The following is a 16,458-nucleotide window of genomic DNA, read 5'->3' on the forward strand; positions in this document are numbered from 1 at the left end:
TAAATTATCTTTTGTTTCTTCCATTATGGCTGTGGCTTTAGTAAAATAGCTTTCTATAGTTTTGATCTGCTCTTCTGAAAAAGTGGCAAGCAATTCCATAGTTTTCTGCTGCAGTTCGTCAAAGAAAGGTTTGAGAAGCTTCATGCTGTTTTCGACATTTGGAACAATGATGACCTTTCTTCGGTCTTCTTTGGTGAAATGCCTTTCCACGAGCTTCATTTTTTCCAATCGGTCTATTAATCCCGTTACGGCACCTGTGCTTAAACCCGTAAGTTTTGAAATTTCTCCCGCGGTTATAGATTCGTAGGGAAGAATAAGCCCTAAATATTTGTGGTCGGTTCCCGAAAGCCCTGCTTTTCGTGCAATCGCAGCATGCATAAATGCAGATGCATCAGAATACTTTCTGCTCGCATTTTGGAATCTTAACAGTATATTTTGGTCGTTAATTTTGCTCATAAACTAAGTATCTTAGTAGCAAAGATAAATAAATTGTATAAAAAATCTTTTTTCTGTATAAAATGTTTTTTGACTATCTACATATTAATGGTGTAAGAATGATAGAAAACTGATACTTTACTGTTTCCTGAGTTCGTGTAAAGAAGATGAAACGATATTGATAATATCCTAAAAAATTAAGATATAAAATATTTTAATGAAATAAATAGTTGGCTTTTTTTATTATAAGTTCTGTAATAATTACAATATGACCCTTTTTCTGATACAAATAGAACCATAGTTTGGCTAGTCTTTATTGTTAATTTGTTCCCTGTCTCTAAGAATTTTTCTAAAGAGGCAAACCAGCTTATTAACTAATACCTAACCAACCAATTATGAATGAAAAAAAAATGCGATGCATTAAAAAGCGCGGCTGCAGTCTTTTTAATGCAGGCATCATAATAGCAATGCTATTGTATGCCGGATTGATGTCAGCTCAAAATTCTGACCAGAAAAAAATCAAGGGCACTGTCACATCAGAAACAGATGGCCAGCCTCTTTTTGGGGTGAATGTCCAACTTAAAGGAACCAATCAGAAAACAGCAACAGATGCCGATGGAGGTTTTGCCATTACGGCAAGAATCGGTGAAACGGTTGTATTTAGCTATCTGGGTTTTGTCAAGGAAGAAGTGAAAATTACCGATACGCAGCTCACAATCAAATTGAAAGAGGATTTAAAAGCGCTAAATGAAGTGGTGGTAATCGGATACGGAAAAGCCAAGCGAAAAGATCTTACAGGAGCCATATCCTCTGTCAGCGGAGATGAACTCCGCAGGACACAGCCTGTTACTTTTGACCAAGCGCTCCAAGGAAAAGTAGCCGGTGTAGTAGTACAGCAGACTTCAGGGCAGCCTGGAGGAGGTGTAAACATACAGATACGAGGTATGTCTTCGTTTGGCAGCAGCTCGCCATTGTATGTAATTGACGGGGTTATCATTGGCCAAAGTTTTGACAGCGGTAATGGCACCAATCCACTAGCAACCATAAATCCTTCGGATATTGAATCGGTTGATGTCTTGAAAGATGCTTCGGCAACCGCAATTTATGGTTCGCAGGCCACAAATGGCGTAATTGTGATTACTACCAAAAGGGGCAAGGAAGGAGCTCCTAAAATAACCTATGAGGTTTCAACGGGATTCCAAGAGCTTATCAAGCAGTATCCGACCATGGATTTAAGGGAATATGCCACATTTATTAATCAGAGAGCTGCAGTTTGGGGTTTTGATGATAGGCCTGAGTTTGCCAATCCAAATTATTTGGGCGAAGGCACAAACTGGCAGGAAGAATTGTTTCGCAAAGCCCCTATGGTGAATCATGTCCTAACTTTAAGCGGAGGTTCTGAAAAAACGCAGTATCTGCTTTCAGGATCGTATTTTAATCAGGAAGGTATAGCCTTGGGGTCTGAATTTACAAGAGCATCAGTGCGATTGAACCTAGACAATAAGACAACCAGCTGGCTAAAGCTAGGAACCAGTCTGCAGCTGACCCACATTGATGAGAATGTGAACTCTACCGGATCAAACGTTATTCAGGAAGCGCTAAGCCAGACACCGGACATTCCCGTGAGAAATGCCGACGGAAGCTTTGCAGGGGAAGAAAGCAGTGAAGGATGGATTGCAAAGCGTGTAAATCCTTATGCATTGGCGCTTATCAATAAAAATAATCCAAAGAGAAATCAGTTTTTTGGCAATTTTTATTTAGATATCGCTTTCACAAAAGACTTTTCTTTCCGTAACGAGATCTCAGGCAATTTTCTGTACAAGACAGAAGACAGGTTTAGCCCCACCTATAAATTCGGTTTAGCCGAAAAAGTGACCAATGAAGCTTTTTACTCATACAATCAGGATTATTTTACCACATTTAGAAGTTTCTTCACCTATTCAAAAGTCTTTAATAAAAAATATAATTTCAATGCCCTTTTAGGACATGAGGCGCAGCTTACACAGTTTGAAAATGTTTCTGCGGGTAGAAGAAATTTCATCTCCAACAATGTAACCAATATCGGAAGCGGCGATATGACCACTGCAACCAATGGAGGTACCAAAGGGGACAGCGCACTGGAATCGTACTTTGGACGTTTAAATTTCATTTATGATGACAGATACCTTTTTACGGCAAATATCCGTGCTGACGGCTCATCAAAATTTGCGCCTGACAACCGTTGGGTAACCACATATTCCGGAGCATTCGCATGGAAATTAAACAATGAGAAATTCTTAAAAGGCTCTAAAATAGTCAATGAATTGAAATTGAGAACAGGATATGGCCTTACCAACAATCAAAATGTCAGAAACAATGCCTACCTGTCAACCTTAGAATCGGTATCAACAGGGCTTTCAGGCAACGCGCAAATGACTACCAATATTGCAAATCCCGCAGTGGAATGGGAAAAAACCAAATACGGAAATATAGGGCTTGATGCTGCGCTGTTTGGATGGAAGCTTAATCTATCTGTCGATGTTTACAACCGTATGACTGATGGACTATTGATGCAGATTCCTCTTCCATTATATTCGGGAACTATTGTGGGGTATTCTCCCGGAGCCATCAATGCCCCTTATGTAAATATTGGACAGGTCCGCAACAGAGGTATAGATCTTCATTTGAGCTCAAAAAATATGGAGCGCGGAGATTTTACATGGACTACAGATTTTACTTTATCCCATAATAAAAATAAGGTAATGAAATTAAATACAGACGGAGCTTTCCTTCCAGGATATTATGGAGGAGATGTTGTGTCTAGAACTGTAGTAGGCGGTTCCATTGGAGCATTCTACGGTTATAAAGTAGATGGAGTATTTGCTACAGCAGAAGATTTTAAAAACCATGCACTGCCAACCAATACCGACGGAACAGTGCTGCCGATTACTCCCAATTCGGGCGGAGTATGGTATGGAGATCTCAAATTTAAAGACCTTAACGGAGATGGAGTAATCACTGAAAAAGATCAGACCTTTTTAGGATCGCCTGTTCCGCAATTTCAGTTTGGACTTGGCAATACTTTCACCTACAAAGGTTTTGATCTGAATATTTTCTTTACAGCCAACCAGGGAAGCGAGGTCGTAAACGGAATGAGAATCAATGGAGACAATCCGCTTACCAATAACGGCTATTTGAAGTCTTTAAAAGATCACGCTGTATTGGCTTTAATTGATCCTAACGGTTCAGCTTCAGATGTCAATAACGTGTATGTGACCAATCCGGAAACGTCTATTGTGGGACTGAAAAACAATGACAGCAACAGAAACAACCGTTTTTCTGACCGATATGTAGAAAACGGTTCTTTTATAAGATGCCGAAACATGACTTTAGGATATTCTTTTCCAAGTGAGATGATGAAAAAAATACATATAAGCTCCCTTAGGCTGTATGTGAATGTCAACAATCCTTTTTTAATTACCAGCTATACGGGAATGGACCCGGAGGTGGGTTCATGGAATCCTCTGCAGGCGGGAATTGATAATGGTTTCTATCCGCAATCCCGAAGCTTTACATTTGGACTTAATCTGGGATTAACTAACTAAAAAATGAAACAGAACAATATGAGGTCTATTTATAAAAATATCATTTTAAGCCTGCTTGCTTCGGCAGTGCTTGCTGGATGCCAAGACGATTTTCTTGATCGTCCATCGCAATCAGAAATAAGTACAGAGAACTTTTACCAGACAAAAGAGGAGCTTCGTTTGGCTACTGCAGCCTTGTATGGAGGAAGAATATGGGCACAATGGAATAATACGGCTTATCTGCCTTTAGGAGATATATTAAGTGGTAATCTTATTCTGCAATATCAGGGTTCCGATCTGGTGCAACTCAATACTTTTACCCTTTCGGGATCCAATGGACGACTGACAACCGGGTGGGCAGCACTTTACATTATCGTGGCACACTGCAATACGACTATTAATGCCATTAATGAGAGAACCCCATCAACAGTTTCAGCTGCAGATAAAAATGCTGCAATAGCCGAAGCAAGATTCATACGTGCCATGGCTTACTATCATTTGGCGATGCTTTGGGGAGAAGTGCCTATTATAGAAGATAACACCAAACTGATTAAATCGCCTCTAATCAATAAAAACAAAATAGAGGATGTGTACAGATTTGTAATTGAGGATTTAACTTTTGCAGCAGAAAAACTGCCTAAAACTGATCAGCCAGGCCGAGTTACGTCATGGTCTGCTAAAGGAATGTTAAGCAAGGTTTATCTGACTAGAGCAGGAGTTGGCCAGACAGGAGGAAGCCGCAATCAGGAGTATTTAAATCTGGCAAAGACCTATGCCAAAGATGTCATTGCAAACAGCGGGCTAAGCCTGCTGCCTAGTTATGCAGATCTTTTTAAGACCAAGTTTAACGACAATCAGGAATCACTTTTTGCGCTGCAGTGGTCTGCCACTACCGAATGGATGCAGGGCAATCATCTGCTGACCTATTCGCCGAGCAATGACATTAATCCTCAAAAAGGGGGCGCTTGGGGTTCTCCAGGCGTGAGCTACGATTTGTATTTAGCTTATACAGAACAGGATTCTATCCGACGCAAAGCAAGCTTTATGCTGCCAGGAGACCATTATCCTGAGCTTAATGCTGCGGGAGGCGGTTATACGGCTGCTTCTCCTGGAATGAAAAAGCATATCATAGGCAATGAAGCCGACAATAATTCTCCTGCTATGTCTTACTTGGGATCTATTGAACATAACGCTCTTCTCAGACTTGCAGATGTATATCTGGTATATGCAGAAGCAGTGCTTGGAAATGATGTTTCAACAAGTGATGCCGATGCGCTCCTCTATTTTAATAAAGTAAGAACGCGTGCTGGTGTGAATCCTCTTACCTCAATTAATGAAGATATCATTTTGAACGAAAGAAGAGTGGAATTTGCTTGCGAGGGACAATATTGGTATGATTTGGTAAGGCTGTCATATTATAATCCCCAAAAAGCAGTACAGCTTTTAACTGATCAGCAGAGAGTATTGTTTGATTATGACAAGGATTCAAAAACAGCAACGCCAAAGGATCCTATTGGAACGATATCGCCTGCAACCTCTGCCACTTTTACCCTGCAGCTTCCAACGACAGAAGTTGTAGTGAATCCTAAACTAAATGAACCGTCAGTTCCATACTATAAATAATGACAGTTATGAAAAAAATAATAGACAATAGTTTTGCACGCCTGTTTTTTGCAAGCATGATGCTTGTAGCGGCAATGTTTGTGTCCTGCAACAATGATGAAGATTCAGGTTCTGGACCGGTGATCACAGAAGTGCGCAATTATGCGGCGGCTCCTAATGACACATTGGTTAATAAACTGGTTCCGGGACAGTGGGTTGTCCTAAAAGGATCCAATTTAAAGGACGCCGTAAAGATTGCCTTCAATGGTATAGCTGTCGATTTTAATGGAGGTCTATTTGCAGACAATTATGCAGTTGTACAGGTGCCGGCAGTGATTCCATTTCCTTCTGTAGCTGAAAATGATTTAAACACCATTGAGCTTGTCACTCCAAAAGGGAAAGTGATTTTTGATATTGATATAATGGCTGGACCTCCCGCGCTGGATCGCATATCAAATGAAAATGCTCTGCCAGGAGAAGAGGTGGTTGTGTACGGAACAAATTTGTTCCATATCAGCGAACTCATTTTTGCAGGCGTGTCAGTACAGGAATTTACAGGTTCAGATGACGGAACATCAGTCAGTTTTATAATGCCTAGTATTGCGACAAGCGGGCCTTTAAAAATAACAACAGAGTCAGGTGAAATTCTTACCGCATTTAATGTGAATGATAAAACAACTGGTGTGATATCAAATGCAGATAATATCTTCAATTGGCCATATTGGGGAGGTGCGCAAGTTGTTAATGGCGCGGGTAATTCTAATTTTCCTGGAGGAAATGTAACGAATTTCTTTGTTATGGATTTTGCTTCTTTATCCGCTGGAGACGGACAGTCTTGGAGCCATGCGGTCAGAATTGGTCAAACACAATGGATACCTGCCGAAAATCTTTCAGATCCTGTTGATAATTGGGCTTTAAAATTTGAAATAAACGTTCCAAATCCTTGGTTGGGCGGTTCTATAATGGTTGCTGCTTCAACAGGAAATTATTTAGCAAGATATGAGCCTTGGCAAGGTTCTCCAACAGGTTTTAAAACAACAGGCTGGCAGACTGTAACGATTCCTTTTGCACAGTTTCGTGATGGAGGAAATGGAAAAGGTGACATCGTGAAAAATATTACAGAGCTGGTTGGAGCAGAAGGAAAATCCGAATGTCAGATATATCTGCATAATTATGGAGCTTCAGGTATAGCTTTTAAAGCTGCTTTTGATAATATAAGAGTGGTAAAAATTATTAATGAGCAAAGTAATTAAAGAATTAAGCCTGCGGATATTCTAAATATCTGAATTTTTTCGCAAGGTTTAAATAAAATTCATTAATTCTAAAATAAATAAAATGAAACATAAATTTTTATATCAGATGCTGCTGCTCTTTATGATCAGCGCATCCTCATTTAGCTGTTCTAAAAATGCAGATGAAGAGCCGTTTTTGACAGTTTCGTCAGAATCAGTTTCTTTTATGCCTGAAGGAGGCACATCTGAACCAATTACTATAGAGGCAAACAGCAAATGGACTATAACAAATTCAGCCTCATCTTGGCTGCAGCTCAGTAAATTAAGTGGTGCTCAAGGGACAGACAAGACCACATTCACTGCCTCTGCCAATAACAGCGGAGTTAGCCGTTCGGCTGTGCTGACTGTTACAGCAGATAACGGACAGGCAAGACGAATCACAGTAACACAGACTGCTAATTTATATCCTAGCTACAATATTTCTCCCAAAGCTCCAGATGCTGCTGGAATGAGCAGCACAGCTTCAGAATTGGCTTCCAAAATGACTTTGGGAATTAATATTGGTAATACTATGGAGGCACTCGGTGGTGAAACCGCTTGGGGCAATGAAAAGATTACTGAAGAGTATATAAAATTTTTAAAAAACAGCGGTTTTACTGCGGTACGAATTCCTTGTTCTTGGGTTAACGGTTATCTGAGTGATGCCTCCAAAATGAAGATTGACCAAGCTTGGCTTAACAGGGTCAAAGAGGTAATCCAGTACTGCGTGAACAATGACATGTATGTGATGCTGAACATTCACTGGGACGGCGGATGGCTTGATGAAAACATCAGTCTGGCTAAAAAAGAAGTGACCAATGCAAAGCAGAAAGCGCTTTGGGAACAGATTGCCACCACAATGCGGGAATTTGACGAACATTTGATTTTTGCTGGTTCTAATGAACCGCCTGCAGATGATGCTCAGGAAATGGAAATCCTAAATAGTTATCATGAAACTTTTATAAAAGCAGTTCGCGAAACAGGAGGAAAGAACAGTTATAGAACATTAGTGGTTCAGGGGCCATCTACAAATGCGGGACTTTCTTATGAGTTGATGAACAAAATTCCCTATGATGCTGTTCCCAACCGTCTTATGGTTGAGGTTCACGAATACACGCCGTCGCAGTTTTGTTTTCTAGACGAAGATGTCAGCTGGGGAAAAATGGTTTTCTATTGGGGGACTGGAAATCATTCTACTCTTGAGCCAGACCGAAATCCTACTTATGGTGAAGAAGACGCCATTTTAGAATCGTTCCGAAAACTTAAAGAAAAGTTTGTCAGTAAAGGAATTCCTGTTGTATTGGGAGAATATGCGGCAATGAGACGCACGATAAATGGGAAACACCAGCCTAAAGATATAGCGCTACATAATAAATCGGTGGATTATTGGACAACTTTTGTAACCAGACAATGTAAGATCAATGGTGTGGTGCCTTTTTATTGGGAAGTAGGAAATGTAATAGACAGAAAAAATAATGCAATAAGAGATCAAGCTATGGTCACGGCATTGAAAGAAGGGATTAAATAATAATCAAAAAGAATTTATAGAGCATATTGCCGCATTTCTGATGCGGCAACTCTTATCAATGCCAAAATGCTGAGAATTAAAAGTATTGGCCAGGTAAGAATAGATTGTAAGGATGATAATATTTTAAACTTTTAAAAACAAATCAAGATGAAAAAAGCTTACTTATTATGTGTATTGATTTTATCAGTTTTTGCTTCCCAAGCCCAGAGCGTTTGGAAAAATGTTCAGATTGGAGGAGCAGGTTTTGTTACCGGCATTATTCCAAGTAAAACAGATGCCAATTTAAAATACGCCCGTACAGATGTGGGGGGAGCCTATCGATGGGATTCATCCAGCAGCAGATGGATACCTTTGTTGGACTGGACCAGTGTAGACCAGCTGGGGTATCAGGGAGTGGAATCATTGGCTATCGACCCTCAGAATAATAATGTGGTATATATGCTGGTAGGAACCGATTATTTTAATGGCCAGAAAACAGCGATTTTAAAATCAACTGACAGAGGCGTTAATTTTACTGAAACTATAGTGACCTCACAATTTAAGGCGCATGGAAACGGCATGGGAAGATCTAATGGCGAGCGATTGGCTGTAGATCCCAACAATTCTAATGTGCTTTTCTGCGGAAGCAGACGCGACGGATTGTTTAAAAGCACCAATGGCGGTTCGACTTGGACTAAGGTATCGTCATTTCCGGTTACGGCAACAGCAAATGATAACGGAATCTGTTTTGTAATTTTTGATTCTGCATCGGTTTCTGGAGGCATCACCCAGACTATTTATGCTGGCGTTTCCAGAACTGGAGCTTCCAATCTTTATAAAAGTACAGATGCTGGAAATACTTGGAATGCCGTTTCGGGAGCCACAGTAAATTATATGCCTCAGCGTGCAGTGTTAGATTCCAACAGGGCTTTATTAATCACTTATGCTGATAAGGAAGGGCCTTGGAATCCTTCTTCAGGGCAGATTTGGAAACTTTCTGCTACGGGTGCTTTAACTAATATTACTCCATCAGGTTTTTCGGGGCCTTTTGGCGGAATTGATGTTGACCCTTCCAATTCGCAGCGTCTGATTGCCTCTTCGATGAATACTTATATGGCGCAGTATACCAATGCACAAGGCAATATAATTTATGCAGATCGTTTCTTTTTAAGTACAGATGGAGGTGCATCATGGAGAGATCTGGTTGGAAATTCAGGAATCAATGTCTTAGACAATGGCTGTACTTGGATTTCAGGATCTTCAGCATCCATTCACTGGACTGGCGATATCAAATTTAATCCTTTTAATACCAATAAGGCAAGCGTAATATCTGGAAACGGCATTTTTACCTGTGATGATCTTAATGCATCAAAAACCTCTTGGAAGTTTGATGCTATTGGCCTTGAAGAGAGTGTTCCACTAGGTTTAATCAGCATTCCAGGCGGACCTTTAATGAGTGTCATTGGAGATTATGACGGATTTAAACATACTGATGTTTCGGTATATGCACCACAATATAAGCCTGCAATGGGAACCACATCTGGATTGGCTTATGCATCAGGAAATACCAATAAAATTGTAAGACTTGGAGAATATATGTACTATTCCAACAATCAAGGAACTGATTGGATAAAGACAACTGCAAACTTAGCAGGACCACGCGGAACGGTGGCACTTTCGTATGACGGCGCAACTATTCTGCATGTTCCGGAATCTTCCAGCACTATGTACCGTTCCACCAATAATGGAGCTAGCTGGACGACTGTAACAGGAATTAATTTCAATACGGTTGCCGTATCTGATGCTGTTACGAACAACAAGTTTTATGCCTACAACGGAAGTAACGGAGATTTAAAAGTAAGTACAGACGGAGGAGCTTCTTTCAATACGGTTTCTAATGTTGGAGCTTGGGGATCTAGCCTGATTAGAACAGTTCCTGGGTATGCTGGGCACTTGTGGATTGCTAAGAATTCTGGAGGACTAATAAGGTCAGTTGATGGCGGAACTAGTTTTAGTACACCTTCAACAGCTGTAAGTAATGCTTCAGCAGTCGGAATTGGTAAAGCGAAGGCTGGCGCTTCTTATCCAACTATTTACATCTGGGGTACTGTAAGCGGCGTTACGGGAGTTTTCCGTTCTGTAGACCAAGGCAGCAATTGGACTCGCGTTAATGATGATGCGCATGAGTATGGAGGTACAGGAAACGGAAACTTCGTAATGGGAGACATGAATATCTACGGACGCGTTTATATGAGCACCGTTGGAAGAGGCCTTGTTTATGGTGACGATCTTGCTGAAACCGCAGCTTATTACACCATTTCAAATAGAAGCACTGGACTGCTGATAGACGGAATGAGCAGAACCACAAATGGAAGTAACGCAGGACAATGGAACTACAGCGGAAGCAGTGCCCAGCAATGGGCTCTAGAGTATAACGGCAGCGAAGTTATGATTAAAAACAGAGCTACTGGATTGTACATCGACGGAATGAGCAGAACAGCTAATCCATCAATCGCTGGACAATGGGGCTATAGTGGAAGTGAAGCGCAGAAATGGATACAGGAAGATGCTGGTTCGGGCTATTTAAAGTTTAAAAATAAAGCGACCGGATTGTACCTGGATGGTTTAGGAAATGCAACTAACGGAGCCGATTTAAGCCAATGGAGTCTCAGTTCAAGTAATAACCAGCAATGGTCTCTTACTGCGGTATCGAGCGCAACTTTGAGGTTAAGTGCTAATGCAGAAAACCTGCAAGATCAAAAAATTACTGTAATCTGTTCTCCAAATCCGTTTACAAGCAGCTTTAAAATTGAAATAAACGATTATAAGGAACCGATAAGCGTGCGAATTTTTGATATTAACGGAAAAAATGTTGAGTCTGCGCAAGTCAAAGACCAAAGCCAGCTGTCAATGGGAAATACGCTTCAGTCGGGATTCTATATCGTAAAAGTGGAAGGAACTGGAGGCAATCTTCTCCAATCATTTAAAATGATTAAAAAAACTAGATAAATTAAATTGACAGAAGTCCTAACAGTAGAATAATCTCTGTTAGGACTTTCATATAGAGATTATGTACCTGTATCGGCAGAATCTGCTGTAAATTAGAAAGCCAATAATCTTTTGCAATAAAAGCCAAAAAGAAAAATTTAAAAATACGTTAGCTCACAGCTAAACAAAAAATAAAAATCAAAATGTATAAAAAGAATAAAAAAAAACAATTATTTACAGCTTTATGTATCCTCTGCGCCAGTTTTTTACAGGCACAGCAAAAATACCAGTCGCCGGTTACAGAGAACACTGAAAAGGTCGCTTCCGGAAAATTTAAACCGACTTGGGAATCTCTCCAGCAGTATAAAACTCCCGAATGGTTTCGTAATGCTAAGTTTGGAATTTGGGCGCATTGGGGACCACAATGCCAGCCGGAGCAGGGAGATTGGTATGGCCGATTTATGTATGATGAAGGCGGAGCGCAGTACAAATGGCATGTAGAACATTACGGACACCCGTCTAAAGCAGGGTTTAAGGAGGTTATTAAGGATTGGAAGGCTGAAAACTGGGATCCTGAGAAAATTGTAGCGCTTTATAAACGAGTTGGAGCACAGTATTTTTTTGCCATGGCCAACCATCATGACAATCTCGATTTATGGAACAGCAAATACCAAGCGTGGAATTCTGTAAAAGTCGGCCCTAAAAAGGATATTATTTCAGGCTGGGCTGCGGCGGCTAAAAAACAGGGATTGCCATTTGGATTAAGCGTTCATGCGGCTCATGCTTGGACTTGGTTTGAAACTTCGCAACGTTCAGACAAAAAAGGGCCTTATGCTGGAATTCCTTACGATGGAAAACTTACCAAGAAAGACGGAATTGGCACTTGGTGGGAAGGGTTAGATCCTCAGGCTTTATATGCGCAAAACCATCCGCTAAGCGCTGGAAGCGAGCAAAGCATTACCTCCTTATGGGGACAGTGGAACTGGGACAATGGAGCCTCTATTCCTTCTGTAGAATATTGCGAAAACTTTTATAACCGCACGATGGATTTAATCAATATTTACAAACCAGACCTTCTTTATTTTGATGATACGGGACTTCCGCTTTATCCGGTAAGCGATGCAGGCCTCAAAATAGCGGCCCATTACTACAATACCAACATGGCGGCCCATGATAACAAGCTGGAAGCAGTTCTATTTGGAAAAGTGCTGACTCCAGAACAGAAAAAATGTATGGTTTGGGATGTGGAAAGAGGAGTGCCCGACCAGATTCAAAACGAAGCTTGGCAGACCTGCACCTGTATTGGCGACTGGCATTACAGCAGGGCAATTTATGACAACAACGGATATAAATCAGCCAAAACGGTTGTTCAGATGCTTATTGATATTGTCAGCAAAAATGGAAACTTGCTGTTAAATATTCCAGTGCGCGGAGATGGTTCTATTGATGATAAAGAAATTGCAATTCTTGAAGATATAGCCAAATGGATGGATATAAACAAAGAAAGTATTTTTGATACCCGCCCTTGGAAAATTTTTGGAGAAGGGCCGATTGCTGAGACAAGCAATCCAATAAAAGATGCAGGCTTTAATGAAGGTAAGGCCAGCTTAACTGAGAAAGACATTCGTTTTAACCAGAAAGGCAATCTGCTTTATGTTTCGGTTATGGGAGCGCCTTCAGAAGATATAATCGTAAAATCTCTTGGCAAAGCAAAAGAAAGCAGAAAAATAAAAAGCATTAAAGTGCTGGGAAGCAATGAAAAAATATCATGGAAACAGAATAATGATTCGCTGGCAATTGCCAAACCAAAAGTTATACCGAATGCCATAGCGGTAGTTTTTAAGATACAGTATTAAGTCGCTGCCAAAAGTTATTAATAATTAGGAACATACAAAATTGTTCAAACTCATAGATATGATAAAAAAAATCTTTCTCATTACCGTATTTCTTGCGATTAATCTTGCAGATGCTCAGAAGATAAATGACTGGGAGAATCCAGCGGTTAATGGCATTAATAAGGAAAAACCCCATGCTTATGGTTTTCTTGCCGAGAAGAAAAAAAATAATCCAATGCTTAGGTCCCTAAATGGGATGTGGAAATTTAACTGGTCTGCTGATCCCCAGTCTAGACCGGTTGGATTTTATGCCAAAGATTTTTCTACAGATAAATGGAATGCTATTCTGGTGCCTGGGAGTTGGGAATTGCAGGGATTTGGAACGCCAATTTATACCAATGTCGCCTATCCCTTCAAAAAAGATATTCCAAGAGTAAGCGCTGAGCCCGATAAAGATTTTACAGCTTATAAAGAAAGGAATCCGGTAGGGAGTTATACAACAAGTTTCGTTGTTCCAGATAATTGGTTTAATAAACAGGTGTTTATTAATTTTGGTGGAGTCCAGTCGGCAATGTATCTATGGGTAAACGGACATAAAGTTGGCTATAGCGAAAACTCTATGTCGCCTGCCGAGTTCGATATTACTCCCTACATAGAGAAAGGGGAAAATAAACTGGCTGTAGAGGTTTACAAATACTGCGACGGCAGTTATATGGAAGATCAGGATATCTGGCGATTGGCAGGGATATTTCGAGATGTGGATCTGATTGCAAGACCTAAAATTTTTATTGGAGATTATTTTGTAAAAGCAGTTCTGGATAAAAGCTTTTCAAAGGCAGAAGTTGCCATCGATGTCCGTTTGGATAATAGGCATAAGGAGCATGTTTCAGGTTTGAAAGTTGAAGCAGCCATAAGCGGGTATTCAAAATCAGGAGATTATATAGAAAAACAGTTTCAGGCAAAAGTGCCTGTTTCATCATCAGATAAAAGCACCTTTACGATTAGCGCCATACTTGAGAATCCGAAACTGTGGTCAGCAGAAACTCCGGATTTGTACAAGCTTGTGCTAGAGCTTAAAAATAAGAAAAATGAGATTGTAGACAGAGCCGAATGCTATTTTGGCGTTCGAAGCATTGAAGTGCGCGGGGACGTATTTTACATCAATGGAAAAGCAGTGAAATTGAAAGGCATTAATAGGCATGAAATGCATCCGCGTACCGGAAAATATATCAGCCGCCAGCTCATGGTGAAAGACATGGAGCTCATGAAGCAGGCCAATATCAATATGATACGCACAAGCCATTATCCCGATGATCCATTGTTTTATGAGCTTTGCGATAAATACGGTTTTTATGTAATGGACGAGGCGAATCAGGAATCCCATGCTTTCGGTCTCGGGAATAAAGAGCTGGGTGAAGATCCTCTATGGAAAACTTCTCATATAGAACGTGCAGTATCGCTTGTTGAAAGAGATAAAAATCATGCGTGCGTTATCTTCTGGTCGTTGGGGAATGAAGGCGGAAAAGGAGAAAATATGAAGGCAATGGCAGATACCATTCGCAAACTTGATAAGACGCGTCTTGTTTTCTCGGATACCCACAGAGAAATATCAGATCTCTATGATGACAGCTATCTGCATCCTGAGGATTTTAGGAAATTGGGCGAGAGGATCAAAGACAAACCCGTAATTATGCGCGAGTATGCGCATGTTATGGGAAATTCTGGAGGCAATCTGCAGGAGTACTGGGATGTAATTTATGCAGATCCAAGCTTATGCGGAGCTGCAATCTGGGAATGGGACGAGCACGGACTGCCAAAAGCTAAAGATGGTTCTCCGTTTAAGCTTACCCAGCATCCTGACGATTATACATTAAAAGACAGTGAATTTTGGGCGTATGGCGGAGATTTTGGAGACAAGCCCAACGATGGCAATTTTGTTATGAGAGGACTGGTTTCTTCTGATCGAAAACCGTATCCGCATTATTATGAGGTGCAGAAAGTCTATCAGCCTGTCGTTTTCCAGATGCAGGATGAAAAGAAAACAAGCATTAAAGCCACCAATCGTTTTGATTTTCTGCCGCTTCAAAATTTCGATATCGAATATGAATATGTCTGCGAAGGAAAATCTTTGCAGAAAGGCCTTCTGAACTTTGGTTCTGTTTTGCCAGGCGCTTCTTCTGTTATTGATCTTCCATATCTTCAGAACGAACAGAAAACCTGTTTTGAAATCTGCCTCAATATTTATGTAAGGCTAAAAGACGCCGCGCTTTGGGCAGAAACAGGCTATTGCATCGCCCGCGAGCAGTTTGTCATTAAACCTTATCAATGGAAAAATAATGTTTCTGGAGCAAAGACTGTTAAAGTAAAGGAAAGCCCTGCTGCTATTGAGCTTAAAACGGATGATATGAATTTTGTTTTCGATAAAACCAATGGTAATTTGACAAGTTGGAAGATTAAAGATCAGGAGCTGTTAGTGGGGCCTTTGGAACCTTATTTCTGGAAAACGCCAAACGATAACCAGAAGCAGAGCGGTTATGCAAAAGAATTCTCAAAATGGAAAAACGCGACAGCCGATAGAGTGGTTAAAAAGGTTTCTGTAACCAGACAAGATTCCTTAGCTACGGTAAAGTTTGATATCAATTTTCCCCGTATTGGAGCCAATTATACACTGGAATATCAGCTCAACGGAGATGGAAAATTAGGCACAAAAGCTTTTTATAGGCCATTAAACGATACTATCGGGCAAATTCCTAAATTTGGAATGAGACTTCGCATTCCCAAAAATTATAATGCTGTAAATTGGTATGGCCGAGGCCCTTATGAGAATTACCCAGACCGAAAAACAGCTTCTTTTTTAGGAGCGTATCACAAAGATCTGGAACATTTTATTGTTCCGTATCCAGCTCCGCAAGATAATGCAAATCGCAGTGATGTGTGCTGGTTTTCTCTTGAATCTCCAAACGGAAACAGTATTAAAGTAACGGGATTGCAACCGTTGAATTTCCGTGCTTGGCCTTATACAGAAGAAGATTTGGAAAATGCCAGACATGACTATCAGCTGGCCAGACGCGATTTTATAAACCTAAATATTGATCTAAATATACATGGTGTTGGAGGCGATGATTCTTGGGGAGCAAAAACAATGGAAAAATATACCAATTCTGGCAGCAAACCGTATGAGTTTGGATTTACTTTAGAATATATCCAAAAGCAGTAGCGTCTTAGCTGCATTATTTTAGAACAGCATAAAATCAAAT

At 40.5% G+C, this 16,458-nt stretch carries 8 protein-coding genes; 7 read left to right on the top strand and 1 reads right to left on the bottom strand.

The window, feature by feature from the left end:
• Window positions 1–456 (bottom strand): MarR family winged helix-turn-helix transcriptional regulator (locus tag NU08_RS21100; RefSeq protein WP_129749019.1); only part of this gene is annotated, 456 nt, incomplete at its 3' end.
• Between the two features lie 374 nt (window positions 457–830).
• On the opposite strand from NU08_RS21100, the gene NU08_RS21105 reads away from it, so the two are divergent.
• The 7 genes from NU08_RS21105 to NU08_RS21135 all read left to right on the top strand — a co-directional run bounded on the left by NU08_RS21105 (window position 831) and on the right by NU08_RS21135 (window position 16,418).
• Window positions 831–4,019 carry a SusC/RagA family TonB-linked outer membrane protein gene (locus NU08_RS21105; protein WP_129749020.1) on the top strand — a complete coding sequence of 1,063 codons (3,189 nt, stop codon included), beginning with the start codon at window positions 831–833 and terminating at the stop codon, window positions 4,017–4,019.
• Window positions 4,020–4,022: 3 nt separating this feature from the next.
• Window positions 4,023–5,621 (top strand): RagB/SusD family nutrient uptake outer membrane protein, encoded by a 1,599-nt coding sequence (locus tag NU08_RS21110; RefSeq protein ID WP_242502620.1) that lies wholly within the window; start codon window positions 4,023–4,025, stop codon window positions 5,619–5,621.
• 8 nt (window positions 5,622–5,629) lie between these two features.
• The gene (locus NU08_RS21115) at window positions 5,630–6,853 is read left to right on the top strand and encodes a glycan-binding surface protein (protein ID WP_129749021.1); all 1,224 of its coding nucleotides are present in this window, start codon (window positions 5,630–5,632) and stop codon (window positions 6,851–6,853) included.
• 82 nt (window positions 6,854–6,935) lie between these two features.
• Complete coding sequence (locus tag NU08_RS21120) at window positions 6,936–8,399, top strand: cellulase family glycosylhydrolase (protein ID WP_129749022.1); 1,464 nt, start codon at window positions 6,936–6,938, stop codon at window positions 8,397–8,399.
• A gap of 147 nt (window positions 8,400–8,546) precedes the next feature.
• On the top strand, window positions 8,547–11,387 hold the full coding sequence (locus tag NU08_RS21125) for an RICIN domain-containing protein (RefSeq protein ID WP_129749023.1): 2,841 nt from the start codon (window positions 8,547–8,549) through the stop codon (window positions 11,385–11,387).
• Window positions 11,388–11,569: 182 nt separating this feature from the next.
• The gene (locus tag NU08_RS21130; RefSeq protein ID WP_129749024.1) at window positions 11,570–13,222 is read left to right on the top strand and encodes an alpha-L-fucosidase; all 1,653 of its coding nucleotides are present in this window, start codon (window positions 11,570–11,572) and stop codon (window positions 13,220–13,222) included.
• A gap of 58 nt (window positions 13,223–13,280) precedes the next feature.
• Entirely contained in the window at window positions 13,281–16,418 is a 3,138-nt protein-coding gene (locus NU08_RS21135) for a glycoside hydrolase family 2 TIM barrel-domain containing protein (protein WP_129749025.1), read from the top strand.
• Window positions 16,419–16,458: the final 40 nt, after the last annotated feature.

The organism is Flavobacterium anhuiense (genome assembly GCF_004151235.1).
In the GTDB taxonomy this organism is placed as follows: Bacteria; Bacteroidota; Bacteroidia; order Flavobacteriales; family Flavobacteriaceae; genus Flavobacterium; species Flavobacterium anhuiense_A.